This window comes from Streptomyces sp. NPDC059897 (genome assembly GCF_042730865.1).
Taxonomy (GTDB): domain Bacteria; phylum Actinomycetota; class Actinomycetes; order Streptomycetales; family Streptomycetaceae; genus Streptomyces.
Map to the genome: position 1 here is coordinate 1 of NZ_JBHWKQ010000013.1, position 14,188 is coordinate 14,188.

Consider the following 14,188-nt stretch of genomic DNA (forward strand, 5'->3'; position numbering starts at 1 on the left):
GGTCCATAAATCTTCCGGCGCCAACCGTTCGACAAGCGCGGCAGTCATCACCCCAGACTGCCGCAAGATCTCACCAACTGAAATAGCGTCTAAGTGCACCGGGAGCTTCCGCTCCTCGGACGGCGGCACCGTGGACCGGTCCGCGGAGATCTCCCTGTCGGGCAAGGCCGACGCCGACGCGATCAACCGGGTCGTCCGGGAGAAGGCGTCCGACCTCGAGGTCAACCGGGCGAGCGACGGCGAGCTCTCCGTCACCAGCCTGCTGTCCGTCGCCAACAACCTGTGCGCCGGCTTCTTCTTCCTGATGGTTCTCGGCTACGGCCTGACGTGCGCGGTCGCCGGCTCCTTCCCCAAGAAGGGAGTCGGCCCGAGCCGCCGCGAGGCGGAGCAGTCGCTGCCGAGGCCCGTGAAGGCGACGGAGGAGTGGCTGTGGGTCATCGGCGGGCTCGGCCTTCTGGGGTCGATCGTCTTCCGGATCGTGCTCTGGTAGCGACGGCGAACGGACGCGCCTTCGGCCGCACGGATTCTCCCTGCCCCAAGTACTGGCCCGCACCGTCGCGTTAGGGTTCCCGCGGCGGGTCGGGGCGGGTGCCTGGATGGTCCGGGTGGTGGTGCCGGCGGCCCGGGGAGTGGGTATTCGTGGCTTTTCGGAAGTTCCTCAGTTCGCTCGGTGTCGGTGCGCCCGAGGTCGAGACCACGCTCAGCGCGAGCGCCGTGCGGCCCGGTGATCAGTTGCACTGCAATGTGCAACTGCAGGGCGGCTCCGTGGACATCGAGGTCGAGCGGGTCCGGATCGAGATCGTCACCCGGTTCGAGGACCGGGAGGAGACCGAGACCCAGTGGAGCAACCCGGGTGTCGTCACGTCCCTCGTGCTCGGCGAGAAGTTCGAGCTGAAGGCCGGGGAGACGAAGGACGGGCAGGTCACGTTCGACGTGCCGTGGGAGACCCCGTTGACGCACGTCCTGGGCGGGCGGCCGCTCAAGGGGGCGCGGGTCGCGGTACGCACCGAGCTGAGCGTCGACAACGCCGTGGACCGCGGTGACTTCGACGAGATCCAGGTGCACGCGCTGCCGGCGCAGGACGCGCTGCTGCAGGCCTACGCCAACCTCGGCTTCCGCTTCGACGAGGCGGAGGTGAAGAAGGGGACCCCGAGCGGCGGCGGGAACTCGCAGACCGATTACTGGCAGGAGATCGAGATGTGGTTCCCCGCCGACTACCGGCGTCCTGGCGGGCAGTTGGAGACCGTGTTCGTGGCGCGCCACGACTCGCTCGACCTGATCACCGGCCCGCACGGCCCGTACCCCTTCTCGTACAGCAACATCGACGTGCAGGCGTGGACCGCCTGGCTCGACCAGCACCTGCGGGCCACCTTCCAGCGGTGAAGGCGTAACAACCAGCGCACAGCGCGCAACGCATACGAGGGTGGGGCCCCGTCAGCGTCGGACGGGGCCCCACCCTCGTACTCGTACTGCTGTCGCCTACTGCGGCGGCGGCTGCTGCGTCCAGCCGGACGGCAGGCCACCGCCACCCGGCTGCTGCGGCGGCTGCGGCTGCGGCTGCGGCTGTTGCGGGGCCTGGGGCGGCTGTTGCTGCTGCGGGTAGCCGTAACCCTGCTGGCCCGGCTGCGGGGCCGGCGGCTGCTGCTGGCCGAAGCCCTGCTGCTGCGGCGGGAAACCGGCCGGGGGCATCCCCGGCTGCTGGCCGCCGTACATGCCGCCCGCCTGCATCTGCGCCTCGGCGCGCTGCGCGAAGTCCTCGGCGATCAGCGCCGCGATCTCGAAGTACGCCTCACGCGTCTTCGGGCGCATCATGTCGAGGTCGACCTCGGCGCCCGCCGCCAGGTGCTCGTCGAACGGGACGACGACCACGCCGCGGCAGCGCGTCTCGAAGTGGCTGACGATGTCGTCCACCTTGATCATCTTGCCGGTCTCGCGGACACCGGAGATGACCGTGAGGGAGCGCTGGACGAGGTCCGCGTAGCCGTGCGCCGACAGCCAGTCGAGGGTGGTGCTGGCGCTGCTCGCACCGTCCACCGACGGGGTCGAGATGATGACCAACTGGTCGGCCAGGTCCAGGACTCCGCGCATCGCCGAATAGAGCAGACCGGTGCCCGAGTCGGTGAGGATGATCGGGTACTGCTTGCCCAGGACGTCGAGCGCGGACCGGTAGTCGGCGTCGTTGAAGGACGTCGAGACGGCCGGGTCCACGTCGTTGGCGATGATCTCCAGGCCGGACGGGGCCTGCGAGGTGAACCGGCGGATGTCCATGTACGAGTGCAGGTGCGGAATGTTCTGCACCAGGTCGCGGATGGTGGCGCCGGTCTCGCGACGCACACGGCGGCCGAGCGTGCCGGCGTCCGGGTTGGCGTCGATCGCCAGGATCTTGTCCTGGCGCTCCGAGGCGAGGGTCGCGCCGATCGACATCGTGGTCGTCGTCTTGCCGACGCCGCCCTTGAGGCTGATGACGGCGATGCGGTAGCAGGACATGACCGGCGTGCGCATCATCTGGAGCTTGCGCTGCCGCTCGGCCTCGGCCGCCTTGGCGCCCAGCTTGAACTTGCTGGGGCCCTTGTTGTTGTTCTTCCGCTTCGGCTGGTTGCGCAGGAGACGGTCCGAGCTGAGCTCGACCTGCGCGTTGTAGCCGAGGGGCGCGCCGGGCGCCGAACGCTGCTGGCCCGCACCCGGGTCCCAGCCCGCGCGCGGGTCGACGGCCGGCTGCGGATACGCGTTCGGGGCGGGGGCCCCGGGAGCGGCCTGCTGACCGGGTACGGGCTGGCCGGGGGCCGGCTGTCCCGGAGCGGGCTGGCCCTGCTGGGGCGGCTGACCGTACGGGGCCTGCGGCGCGGGCGGCGCCTGGGCGGCCGGGTCCTGGCCGGGAGCGGGCTGGGGCTGCGGCTGCTGCTGCGGCGGGTAGCCGTAACCCGGAGCGGGCTGCTGCGGATAGCCGTAACCACCCGCGGCAGGAGGCTGCGGCGCGGCGGGGGCCGGCTGACCGGGAGCGGGCTGCTGCGGCGCGGGCTGCCCATAGGGACCCGGCTGCTGCGGAGCGCCGTACGGTCCCGGCTGCTGCGGCGCGGGCTGTTGCGGAGCGGGCTGGCCGTACGGTCCCGGCTGCTGCGGGGGCATCGGCTGACCCGGCTGGCCGGGGGCGGGCTGAGCCTGCGGCTGCGGCTGCGCCGGGGGCTGCGGCTGCTGCTGCGGCGGGTAGCCGTAACCCGGGGCGGGAGGCTGCGGATAGCCGTAACCACCCGCGGCGGGCGGCTGCGGCGCGGCGGGAGCGGGCTGACCAGGAGCGGGCTGCTGCGGCGCGGCCTGCGGATAGCCGTAACCATCGGCCGTCGGCGGCTGCGGCGCGGCCGGAGCCGGCTGACCAGGAGCCGGCTGACCGGGAGCGGGCTGACCAGGAGCCGGCTGCTGCGGCGCGGCCTGCGGATAGCCGTAGCCGTCAGCGGTCGGCGGCTGCGGCGCGGCGGGCGCCGGCTGACCGGGAGCCGCCTGCGGAGCGACCGGAGCCGCACCTTCCGCGGCCACCGGAGCACCGGGCACGGCCGAACCGGCCGCGTCGGCCGCCTGGTTCACCTCTGCGGCACCGCCGGACGTCGCGGGCTCGGACGTCGCCGTCGCGGCTTCCACACCGTCCTCGGCGTCGTCATCGTCATCGTCGTCCCCCCACAGATCACCCGTGGGGTCGACGGTCCCGGAGCGTCGGCTCGACGCGGCGGGGTCGGCATCGGCGGCGGGCGGAGCGGCGGGAGCGGCCGGCGGTGCGGCCGGTGCCGGCTCACCCGCGGCCGGAGCCGCACCCGCGCCCGTACCCCCGAAGGTCGGGAACCCAGGAGCGGCCGGTGGCGGCGCGGAACCCTCGGAAGAGGGAACCGGCGCGGGCGGCGGCGGAGGAGGCGTCGCACCAGTCGCGCCCCCTGCCGTGCCGGAGGCAGGCGTCGCGGGCGTGCCGGACGGCGGCGTCGCACTCGATTCGCTCGGCTGCGCGTACCAGGACGGCGCGTCGAAATCGAGCCGGAACTCTCCCGTCAGCTCCGTCTCGATCGAACCGTCGCCGGGGTCCGGGTTCCGCTGGTCCCGGTCACTGGTCACTGTGCCTCCTGGTCTCTGCTGTGCACCTGAACGACCGGTTCCGGCGGGACCTGGTGGGTCGCGCGTCGTCGCCCCCGACCGTCGCGGCGGCCCCGCGTCACTTGCGTCTCAGCCGTTCGTCCGGACAGCGTAAACGGTTCGGGGCGGCCTCCGTAAAGGCGGTACGTCTCACGTACCCGTCGGTACACGTCGCGTACCCGCTCTCCACGGGGCCACCCCACGCCTCTTCGGGGCCACCGGCCCCACGCCCTGTCCGCCGGGCGTCAGTCCATCCGGCGCGGGCCGCCGAGCAGCCCGGTCTCCGGTTCCGTCGGCTGGACCATCACGAACTGACGCTTGTCGCCCGCGATCCACAGCATCGTCGCGTCGCTGAGCGTCGGCAGCGTCTGGGTGAGCTGCTCGGGAAGGCGCAGCACGCGGCCGATGGCCTCGGCCTCCTGCGGGGACAGGTTCTGCAGTCCGATGACGTCGGCGCGGGCGAGCAGTCGCGGCGCGCGCGGGCCGAGGAACGGGACGACGGTGAGCGTCGACTGCCAGGGCGTCGGCGCGATCTGGGAACGGCCGGGCTGCGCGCCCAGGTCCCGTACGACGAGGACGGGGCTGGCGACCGACGCGCCCTGCGCGGCCATCTGGCGCGGCTCGTAGACCGAGACGCACTGGAGTCCGCCGCCCGCGGCCTGCGCCATCGGCGCCCACGCGGCGGGCCGCACGGACTCGACGGCGATGCGGGCGCCGATGGCCGCGGTGCGCAGCGCGATGATCTGCGCGGTCCACATCGAGCCGACGACGACGATCTCGCGGGGCTTCGGCCGCAGCACGTCGAGGACGGCGGGGCTGCCCTGCGGGTCGACGCCGATGACGACGCCGTCGTCGCCGACGCTCACGCCGAGCGAGCCGAGCGACTTCTTCGACATGACGTGCCGGCGGCGGCGCGGGCCGCGCAGCCCGTAGCCGGGGCTGGTGAACTCCTCCTCGAACTCCGCGAAGTCGTCCTCGTGCGCGGGGTCCTCGGGGAGCGCCCGGTGCGTGGGCCGGCCGGAGCCGACCTCCGGCGCGGGCGCGTACGTCATGGTGGTGCCGGTGGCGGGGGCCGCCTGCTGCGGCACCTGGGCGATGCCGCCGACGACGCCCTGGGACGGGTCCTGCGGCTGCTGGTCCGGGTGCTGCGCGTACTGCTGCTGGGCGGCCGCCTGCTGCTGAGCCGCGAGCTGTTGCTGTTGCGCCATCTGCTGCTGGCGCTGCTGGTCCTCCCACTCGCGGCGGCGGGCCTCGGCCTCCTCCGCGCGGCGCTGCTCCTCCTGGTAGCGGGCGCGCAACTGCTGCTGTTCCGCGGCGTGCTGGGCCGCGGCGGCCTGCTGCTGCGCGGCGGCCTGTTGCTGTGCCGCGGCCTGCTGCTGGGCGGCCTGTTCCGCGGCGGCCTGCTGGGCGGCAGCCTGCTGCTGGGCGGCCTGCTGCTGCGCCACCTGCTCGGGGGTGGGCTGCTGTTGCTGCTGCTGCGGGTAGCCGTAGCCGCCTGCTTCAGGGGTGGGCTGTTGCTGCGGGTACCCGTAGCCGCCCGCCTCGGGAGTCGGCTGCTGTTGCTGCTGCGGGTAGCCGTAGCCGCCCGCCTCGGGAGTCGGCTGCTGTTGCTGCGGGTAGCCGTAGCCGTCCGGCTGCTGGGCGGCGGCCTGCTGCGCCTCCCACTGCCTGCGCCGCTCCGCCGCCTCCGCGGCCCGCTGCTGCTCGGCATGCTGCTCGGGCGTCAACTGCTGCTGCTGCGCCTGCTGTTGCTGTTCCTGCTGCGGGTAGCCGTAACCGCCCTGCTGCTGGGCGGCGGCCTGCTGCGCCTCCCACTGCCTGCGCCGCTCCGCCGCCTCCGCGGCGCGGCGCTCCTGCTCTGCGTGCTGCTCGGGCGTCATCTGCTGGCGGGGGTCCTGGTTGCCGGGGGTGCTCATCAGCGCGTGCCTCCGAGGGGAAGGGTGGCGAGGAGGCCGGGCAGCTGTTCCCGGTCGAGACGGACGAGGCCGGCCTTGAGGCCGGAGGCGGCGCGCTCGAGTTCGCGCTTGGCCTGACCGAGTTCGTTCTCGCTCCGCGCCGAGAGGCGCACATGCCCGCTGACCGCGACGTCCTCGCGGCCCGCACGCGCGAGGGCGACGCTGAACGTCGTGGCGAGCGTACGGGTCGTGGACAGGCCGGACGCGAGCGCGCCGAGCGGCGTGCCACCGCGGCCGAGCTGCGGCCAGGTCCCGATCCAGTACGAGGCGTGCCAGCGGTCGTCGCACCGCCAGGCGCGCACGCTCTCCTCGGTGCGCGGCCCCGAACGGCCCTGCTGGGACTGGGCGTTGAGGTTGGCGCGCGGGTTGACGCAGGTCGCGACGGAGAGCGCGGAGAGCACGGCGTTCTCGTCGAGGACCTCGGCGACGAAGCCCTGGCCGTTGAGCCGGCTGATCAGCTGGTCGGCGGCGCGCAGCAGGGCGCGCTGGGCGCCGCGCAGGTCGCCGCCGCGGGCCTCGACGGCCTCCGGGCACAGCTCGGGGTCGAGCTTGAGCGCCACCCACGTCATCCGGACCGCGGGGGTGCCGGCCTGCGCCTGGAGCGCGGCGTACGCCTGCGCGGCGAGGGCCTGCGGCGGCAGGTGCGGGGCGGGCGCGGGCTGGGTGTACTGCACCAACTGCACCGATTCGAGGTGAATGTCCTCGACGTCCAGGGCATCGGCGAGCAGCTCGACGGGCAGCGGCCGCGCGTCACCCTGCGGGCGCAGCGGGCCGGGCGCGGAGTCCACCTGAACGAGTGCCGTCAGGAACGAGCCGTCGCCGACGAATCCGACGAGCCGCCGGTCCCGGGCCTCGTACTCGTACGTGCGCAGGCTCGGGTCGGCTTCGAGCAGCGGCGCGAATCCGCTGTCGATGTCGGCGGGCGGCGGCCCGTTGAAGGCGCGGCGGCGGCGCTTGAGGGCGCGGCCGATCGCCATCCACTCGGGCAGCGGGTGGCGGCGGCGCCGGCCGAGCTGCAGGAAGACGAGCAGCCCGCCGACGACGGCGGCGGGCAGGATCAGCACGGCCTTGATCGCGGCGGCCGCCACGACGAGCGCGAGCGCGATCTCGATGATCACCAAGTGGTGCGTGCTGATCGGCCCGAAGCTGCCGATCTTGCGAGGCAGCTTCGGCCTCGCCGGACCTGCGGCCTGCTGCTGCGGCGGCGGAGCGGGCTGCGCGGTACGGCTACCGCGCCCACCGCGTCCGCCCTGCCCGCCCGGTCGCCCGGTGGGGCGGCCGCCGGAACGGCCCCCTCCGCGGCGCCCGTTCGGGGCCGGTCGCCCCTGATTGCCGCGCTGTCGGGTCCTGCTGGCGCTGGACATCCCCCGCCCTGCTCCTTCGCTCGCTGCTGTGATGAATCGTGATGGCCGGCTGGGTTGAATCGGTCGTTATCGGACCGCCCCGGGCCATCGGGACCCAACGTCGGCTGGCGCGTGGAAAAACCGTACCCGTACGCTACGGCCCGATCACCACACGGCATAGTAGAGGCCCGTGCGGCGCATGCGCCGGGGGTGGTCGAGAAGTGGACCCGCAGCAATAGTCCAGCACGGTCCAGCGAGGACGGGGAGAAAACGTAACGATGGCATCACGTCGTGATGAGCTGAATGCCTACAATTTCGCACGCAAGCGGACCGTTGCCGCTTTTCTCAAACCACTCCCCAATGGATCGGTGGACAGCGCCCCGCGGCCGCTCAAGCACGCGGTCCCGGGCATCGTCATGGCCGTGGTGGTGCTGGCGGGCTTCGGCGCCTGCGGCATGATCAGCCCGGTGGCGCCCAAGGGTTGGGACACGCCCGAGGCCGGGATCATCGTCACGGATCCGTCGGCGACGCGGTACGTCGTACTCAAGTCGGACAAGAAGGATAAGAACGGCAAGGACAAGCCTGTCCTGCATCCCGTTCTCAACCTCGCGTCCGCGAAGCTTCTGTTGAACCCGAAAAACAGCGGTGAGGGTTCCGTGAAGACCGTCAAGGAGAAGTTCCTCGACGAATCGAATATCGCCCAGGGTTCGATGGTCGGAATTCCGTACGCCCCCGACCGAATGCCCAACGACAAGGACGCGGGCACGGACAAGGTGTGGGCGCTGTGCCAGCAGGCGATCGGCGGTGCCGACGCCATGTCCACGTCCACGCAGCAGACCGTGTTCGTCCTCGACAAGGACGACGCGAAGAAGGTCTCGGCGAAGGGCTCCGGCAAGCTGGACTCCGGCAAGGCCCTGTACGTCCAGGACGAGGCCAGGACGCCGTACCTGGTGAGCAGCCGCGGCGTGGCGTACAAGCTCCAGGCCGGCCAGGGCGGCAGCCTCGACTCGCTCGTGCGCACCCTGTTCGGCAACAGCGCCCAGCCGCGCACCGTCACCGACGACTGGCTGGCCACGCTCAACCCGAGCCCCCAGCCGATCAAGCTGCCGTTCGTGCCGGGTGACGGCGGAGCCTCCAGCGCGGAAGGCGTTCCGCCCAAGTTCCGCACCACCGGCACGCTCCTGAAGACCAACGGCGGCGACCACTACCTCGTCGAGCAGGACAAGGTCGTCCCCGTCTCCGGCTTCCAGGCGAAGCTGCTCCGGGAGACGCTCAGCGACTCCACCCCGAAGACGATCCAGGAGCCCGAGCTCTCGGTGGACCGCGGCGCGTCCATGCAGGGCGCCGACACCTGGCCCACCCAGGCCGTCTCGCTCGCCAACGGCGGCTCGAACGACACCTCCTGCTCCGTCTACAACGGCGGCAAGTCGACCAACCTGAGCACCTGGGCCGGCGCCTCCCTGCCCATCACCTCGGTCGCGTCGAGCGCCTCCTCCTACGTGAGCCCGGGCAGCGGCCTGCTCTACCAGGAGAAGGAGGGCCAGTCCGCCAGCGGCTTCAACTACCTGGTCACCGACACCGGTCTGCGCTACTACCTTCCCGTCAACAACGACTCCGGCAAGGACGGGTCGGGTTCGGAGAAGGAAGAGGTCGGCAGGGCGCAGATCCGCCTCGGCTACGAGAAGACGCGCAAGGTCTCGGTCCCCGCCCAGTGGTCCAGGCTGCTGCCGTCCGGGCCCGACCTGACCACCAAGGCCGCCGAGCAGACGCAGAACTCCTGACGCGGAACTCCTGACGCCGCATCGCCGGCTCAGAACTCATAGTCAGAACTCATAGGGGGAACAGAGACCGTGGCACCCACCATGGCACCCATCGTCGCCGCTCGACGCACGGCCGCGGCGCTCGCGGCGACGACCGTACTCGCCTGCCTGACCGCGACGCCCGCCGTCGCGGACGACGGCACCCAACTGGCGTCCACGGACTGCCAGTTCGGCGGCAACGTCATCAAGGGCACGCCGTGGTCACTGCAGCGCGTCATCCCCGAGCAGCTGTGGGAGGGCAAGAAGCTCAAGGGTGACGGCGAGACCGTGGCCGTCATCGACACGGGCGTCGACAACAAGAACCCGCAGCTGGCGGGGAAAGTCCTCGGCGGCAAGTCGTTCGCGAAGGGCAAGGGCAAGCCGACGACCGACGGGGTCGGCCACGGCACGAAGGTGGCCGGCATCATCGCGGCCTCCCCGATCACCGGCTCGGGCTTCCACGGCCTGGCCCCGAACGCCAAGATCCTGCCCCTCCAGACGAGTACGGCGGAGGAGGGGGGCAACCTGGCGACGATGATCGACGCCATCAACGCCGCCGTATCGGCCGACGCCAAGATCATCAACATCTCGCAGGGCACGACGGCGAACGTGTCCAAGCTCGGCCCCCTGCAGGCCGCGGTGAACAACGCCGAGGCCAACGGCGTCCTCATCGTCGCCTCCGCGGGCAACAGCGGCGCGTCCGGCAAGCCCACCAACACCTACCCGGCGGCCCTGAAGAACCCGAACATCCTGTCCGTCGCCGCCTCCGACCGGAACAACGAACGCGCCCCGTTCTCCACGCCGAACGAGCACGTGGACATCGCGGCACCCGGCGTCGACATGGTCTCGACGGTCCCCCAGGGCGGCCAGTGCGTCGACCAGGGAACGTCGTTCGCTGCTCCGTACGCGGCCGGGGTGGCCGCCCTGCTCAGGCAGAAGCACCCCAAGTGGACGCCCGAGCAGATCATCTGGCACCTCGAGGACACCGCGTCGCGCTCGCACGCGTACCGCGACAACAACATCGGCTGGGGCGTCATCGACCCCGTGGCGGCCATCAAGGACGAGACCCCGCCGACCCAGCAGATCACCAACGAGGACCTGCAGGGCTCCACGGCCGCGGGCCCCGGCACCGGCGAAAAGATCACCGCCGCCCAACTGACCCTGGGCGAAACCCCGGCGGAGCGCAATTCCCGCTACGGCACGTACCTGGTGATCGGCGGCGGCATCGGCCTCGCGGTGATCGCGGCGGGGGCGATGGCGCGGCGGGACTGGTTGCGGCGGCGGGGCGAGGACGTTCTGTGAGGGAAACTGTGCTCGACTTGTGAGTTCAGTGTGCGGGGAGCGATCCTGGAGAAGCTGCCCGCGTACTGAACTACGCGCGACACAACAGCATTTCGGGGAGAACGGGGAAGGCGGCCTGCGATGGCTGATGGTTACGAGGTCGATCTTGACGCCCTTGACCAGGTGGTCAAGGAGCTGAATCAGGTCCTCAGCGATATGAGCGGGCCGAAGGACAAGGCGAAATACGGGACGTACCTGCCGAACGGGTCACTGGGGAGCGGCTTCACCGAGGCGCAGGAGCTGTACGACGCGCACGGTGAGATGAAGCAGAAGATCGAAGTCGACATGATCGCCAAGATCGAGAAGCTCGTCGACAAGTTCGGCAAGAAGGCGGACAAGGCCCGCGGCGTATATCAGGACGCCGAAGCGGAGAACGCCGTCAAGGAAACCGGCGGCTCCGGCGTCGCCGACCGCAACTCCTGAAGGGGGACGAGGAGATGGTGAACGCGGCACAGGACGGCGGCGGAGCGAGCGGCGGCGGTCAGGGCGAGAAGTGGGACACCCCGTTCAACATGAACGACCTCGACAAGCTGAAGCAGATGGTCGCGGACGCCAAGCCGCAGACCGTCAAGGAGGTCGCGCAGAACTGGACCGAGGTCCACGAGCACCTTGTGGGTTCGGACGGCAGCGGCGGCCTCAAGAAGCAGTTCGACGACGCCGTGAAGAAGGTCCTGGAGAAGTGGAAGGGCTCCTCCGCGGACAAGTTCATGGAAGAGGCCGGCAAGATCAGCCAGGAGATGGCAACGGGCGGCAACTTCGCCAAGCTGGCGGGTGACGCGATGGACCACTCCGCGGATCAGCTCTACCAGATCCAGGACCAGATCCAGAGCATCGACGTCAGCTGGTGGGACGAGGCGTGGGACACCGCGACGGACATGTTCACCAACATGACCGCCACGGACTACGCCAAGATGATCGCCCACCCCGCCTCTGCCCTCTACGCCGACTATCAGCTGTACCAGCGGGTCAGAAGCTCCGAGGGCAGCATCCAGGCGGACTTGGCCAGTGGCATTTCGTCCAAGAACGTCTTGGATCGATGGGGCGACAAGATGGGCGCCAAGCAGCAGGCGGCGCTCCAGGCTGCCATGCACATGGAGTCGTTGGGGTCGACCTACAAGTCGAACGCCTCTTCACTCAAGAACGCCGGCCCCGGCGAGACGTTCAAGCCGCCCAAGGTTGACAACCCGGGTGGCGGCGGTGACATGAACGTGCCAGGCGCCGGTGGCGCGAACCCGGGGATCAGCGGCGGCGCCGGCATCGGTGGCGGCGGCGCGGGCCAGGGCATCCCCGGCTTCCGCTCGGACGGCCTGAAGCCACCGACCGCCTCCGGCGCCGGGCTCCCGGACGCGTCCCAGATCGGAACAGGTCTGGACAGCGCCGGTCCCGGTCTCGGCGGCGGCGCCGGATCGGGAGCCGGCCTCGGCGCGGGCGGTGGCCTCGGCGGCGGTGCCGGAACCGGAGCCGGTGGCGCGGGAGCCGGTCTCGGCGGCGGCATGGCCGGTGGTATCGCCGGTGGCATGGCGGGCGGCGCGGCCGGTCTGGCCCGTGGCGCCGGAGCAGGTGGTGCCGCAGGCCGTGGCGCGGGCGCCGCTGGCCGGGGCACCGGTGCCGGCGCAGGTCGCGGAATGATGGGCGGCATGGGCGGTGGCGCCGGAGCCGGCGGCGCGGCCGGACGTGGCGCGGGCGCCGCGGGCAGGACCGGTGCGGCGGCCCGCACGAAGGGCGGAATGGTCGGCGGCGCCAAGGGCAAATCCGGCGGGGCGTTCACCCCCGGCGGTACGGGCCTGCGCAACCGCGGCGTCGGTACGGGCGGCACGGGATCCGGTGCCGGATCCCGGGGCCAGAACGGCCGTTCCGGTTTCGGTCCCGCCGGGGCCGGAGCGGCCGGCCGCGGCACGGGCCGTGAACGCGAGGGCAACAACAGTCGTCGTCCGGACTACCTCGTCGAGGACGAGACCACCTGGGCGCCGAAGCAGCGCAAGGCGAATCCGCCCGTCATCGAGTAACCAGATACCGTTCGTGGGGCCCACGACCACTCCGGTCGTGGGCCCCACGCACATCAGCACGGAATTCACCACGAAAGGTGTCAGAGCATGCGCTTCGCGCACAGGACGCTACGCGCGATCGGCGGCGCGGCCATGGTGGGAGCCCTGGTGCTCGGCACCGCATCGGCCGCATCTGCGGACGCGACCAGGAACGCCCAGTGGCAGAACAAGGCGTTCGACATCGACGCCGTCCACAAGGTCGCCACAGGCAAGGGCGTCACCGTCGCCGTCCTCGACGCCGGTGTGGACGGCGAGCACCCCGACCTGACCGGCAGCGTGCTCGCCGGTAAGCGCTGCTCGGACGGGCAGCCCGCCAATCGGGAAGTCGACGACGACCACGGCACCGGAATGGCCTCACTGATCGCCGGCCACGGACACGGAGCCGGCAACAGCCAGGGCATGCTGGGAATGGCCCCGGACGCGAAGATCCTCCCCGTCGACATCTACAAGACGGATGGCGGGACCATTGGTGAAGCCAGGCCGGTCGCGTGCACGGTCGGCGAAGCGATCCGCTACGCGGTGGATCAGGGTGCTGATGTCATCAACATGTCCCTGTCCAACGACTATGCGGGCGCGGCCACGAAGGATGCGATCGCCTACGCGATCGCCCACGATGTCGTGCTGGTCCAGGCATCCGGTAACGACGGCGTCGAGAACAACAGCGGCATCGGCTCCACCCCTGGTATCGCCCAGGTGGGGGGCTCCACTCAGGACGGCAGCCGCTGGGACGATGACAACGGTGGCTCGAACTACTCCAAGCAGCTGATGTTCACCGCCCCGGGCAAGGACATGACCGTCGCCACGTCCAACGGCGACTTCGACGACGCCGACGGCAACAGCCACAAGGGCGACTACCTCACCACCGACGGCACCTCGATGTCGTCCGCGGTTGCCTCCGGAACCTTCGCCCTCCTCAAGCAGAAGTACCCGGACTACACCCCCGGCCAACTGGTCAACCGTGTCATCAAGTCCACCTACATCGCCAAGGGCGTCGACAAGTCGAAGCTGCCGGACTCGTACGTAGGCTACGGCGACCTGAGCCCGCTCAAGGCCCTCACCGCCAACATCCCCAAGGGCGGCGCCAACGGCCCGTGGGACTTGTCGTCCCTGCCCAAGGCTTCGGGTGACACGGCCGGTGCGTCCGCCTCCCCCGCCACCGGCAACGCCTCCGACTCGTCGGGTGACGACAGCTCCAACATGCTCCTCTACGTTGGCATCGGCATCGCCGCACTCGTCGTCATCGTGGTGGTCGTCGTGATCATCATCGTCTCCCGCAACAAGAACAACCGCGGCGGCCCGGGCGCCCCCGGCACCATGCCCCCGCCCGCCTACCACCAGGGCGGCTACCCGTCCCAGCCGCAGCAGCCCGGCCCCTACGGCCAGCAGCAGCCCCCGCAGTGGGGTCCTCCGCGCCAGTAGGCAAGACCACGAGACGAGACCCGTGACCGCTCACCCGGTCACGGGTCTCGTGCGTTCTGTAGTGATGTGAACTGCGTGCCGTGGCAGTCCTGTTGTTCGAGTGTATTGGTAAACTCGCCGCAAATTTACGTCTGTTGAGGCACACGGGGTCCTTCGGATGTACGGCGACACGG

10 protein-coding genes are annotated in these 14,188 nt (G+C 71.1%); 7 read left to right on the forward strand and 3 right to left on the reverse strand.

Annotation, left to right across the window (positions count from 1 at the left end):
* Window positions 1–130: 130 nt before the first annotated feature.
* Both ACFV9W_RS16580 and ACFV9W_RS16585 read left to right on the forward strand, forming a co-directional pair.
* Entirely contained in the window at window positions 131–490 is a 360-nt protein-coding gene (locus ACFV9W_RS16580; protein WP_385760929.1) for a hypothetical protein, read from the forward strand.
* Between the two features lie 149 nt (window positions 491–639).
* Window positions 640–1,383: a sporulation protein gene (locus ACFV9W_RS16585; RefSeq protein ID WP_385760932.1), complete on the forward strand. Its 744-nt coding sequence runs from the start codon at window positions 640–642 to the stop codon at window positions 1,381–1,383.
* Window positions 1,384–1,479: 96 nt separating this feature from the next.
* Here the strand turns inward: ACFV9W_RS16585 and ACFV9W_RS16590 are convergent, their stop codons facing one another.
* The 3 genes from ACFV9W_RS16590 to eccE form a co-directional block, all read right to left on the reverse strand.
* Entirely contained in the window at window positions 1,480–4,095 is a 2,616-nt protein-coding gene (locus ACFV9W_RS16590; protein ID WP_385760934.1) for an AAA family ATPase, read from the reverse strand.
* 263 nt (window positions 4,096–4,358) lie between these two features.
* Window positions 4,359–6,029, reverse strand: a complete 1,671-nt coding sequence (locus ACFV9W_RS16595) for a hypothetical protein (protein WP_385760937.1) — start codon at window positions 6,027–6,029, stop codon at window positions 4,359–4,361.
* Window positions 6,029–7,432 (reverse strand): type VII secretion protein EccE, encoded by a 1,404-nt coding sequence (gene eccE, locus ACFV9W_RS16600; RefSeq protein ID WP_385760939.1) that lies wholly within the window; start codon window positions 7,430–7,432, stop codon window positions 6,029–6,031. Before eccE ends, ACFV9W_RS16595 begins: the two co-directional genes overlap by 1 nt.
* 257 nt (window positions 7,433–7,689) lie before the next feature.
* Here eccE and eccB point away from each other — a divergent pair, with 257 nt between their 5' ends.
* The 5 genes from eccB (at window position 7,690) to ACFV9W_RS16625 (ending at window position 14,015) form a co-directional block, all read left to right on the forward strand.
* Complete coding sequence (gene eccB / locus ACFV9W_RS16605) at window positions 7,690–9,192, forward strand: type VII secretion protein EccB (RefSeq protein WP_385760941.1); 1,503 nt, start codon at window positions 7,690–7,692, stop codon at window positions 9,190–9,192.
* 69 nt (window positions 9,193–9,261) lie between these two features.
* Window positions 9,262–10,512, forward strand: coding sequence for a type VII secretion-associated serine protease mycosin (gene mycP / locus ACFV9W_RS16610; RefSeq protein ID WP_385760944.1), 1,251 nt, complete (start codon window positions 9,262–9,264; stop codon window positions 10,510–10,512).
* Window positions 10,513–10,632: 120 nt separating this feature from the next.
* A complete protein-coding gene (locus ACFV9W_RS16615) occupies window positions 10,633–10,974 on the forward strand; it encodes a hypothetical protein (RefSeq protein WP_385760947.1) in 342 nt (113 codons plus the stop codon).
* Between the two features lie 14 nt (window positions 10,975–10,988).
* A complete protein-coding gene (locus tag ACFV9W_RS16620) occupies window positions 10,989–12,557 on the forward strand; it encodes a hypothetical protein (protein ID WP_385760950.1) in 1,569 nt (522 codons plus the stop codon).
* 87 nt (window positions 12,558–12,644) lie between these two features.
* On the forward strand, window positions 12,645–14,015 hold the full coding sequence (locus ACFV9W_RS16625; protein ID WP_385760952.1) for a S8 family serine peptidase: 1,371 nt from the start codon (window positions 12,645–12,647) through the stop codon (window positions 14,013–14,015).
* Window positions 14,016–14,188: the final 173 nt, after the last annotated feature.